Below are 633 nucleotides of genomic sequence, written 5' to 3'. Positions count from 1 at the left end.
TTTGAAAAATATTCAGCAGATGAAAAAGATATTTTTATTAAAATATTAAAAGATATTGCTGGAATTGCATAATGTTTAACCAACACATCGTGCTTCAGACATGATGTGTTGGTTAAAATTCAAAAGCAAAAGGATTTAATATTTTTTTAATAAATTTAATATGTGCATGATTTAACTCAATTGATGTGGTTCCGTTAATTAGACCACTCAATCTAGTTTTATAAGTGATAAATCGGCTCTAAATATTTAAATTATGCTGCCATTACTTTTGAGAAATGTCGATCATAAAATTCATTTGGTGTTGCCTTATTCAAGCTTGAATGAGGACGTATAGTGTTATAAAAATCCAAATATTCAGCAATTGATTGTTTTGCTTGTTTAACCGTATCGTAAGCCTTCAAATAGACTTCCTCATGCTTCACACTGCGCCATAAACGCTCAATCATCACATTATCCATCCACCGTCCTTTTCCGTCCATACTGATACGGATATTTCGCAATTTTAACTCATTCAAAAATGCCTCGCTTGTGAATTGACTGCCTTGGTCTGTATTGAACACCTCAGGACAACCATATTTCACAATTGCTTCTTGCAACGCATCTATGCAAAAGTCTGTTTCCATACTGATCGAT

General features: G+C 32.9%; 2 protein-coding genes. One reads left to right on the top strand and one right to left on the bottom strand.

Annotated elements, in window-relative coordinates:
• A partial coding sequence (locus SE27_RS14605) for a hypothetical protein (RefSeq protein ID WP_455550012.1) occupies positions 1-72 on the top strand: 72 nt, incomplete at its 5' end.
• A 179-nt stretch (positions 73-251) separates the two neighbouring features.
• Here SE27_RS14605 and SE27_RS12720 read toward each other — a convergent pair.
• The coding region (locus tag SE27_RS12720; protein WP_148308954.1) for an integrase core domain-containing protein at positions 252-633 on the bottom strand (382 nt) is incomplete at its 5' end.

This window comes from Acinetobacter harbinensis (assembly GCF_000816495.1).
In the GTDB taxonomy this organism is placed as follows: domain Bacteria; phylum Pseudomonadota; class Gammaproteobacteria; order Pseudomonadales; family Moraxellaceae; genus Acinetobacter; species Acinetobacter harbinensis.
Note: the sequence above shows the minus strand (reverse complement) of the source record. Positions and strands in the feature narration are given on the sequence as shown.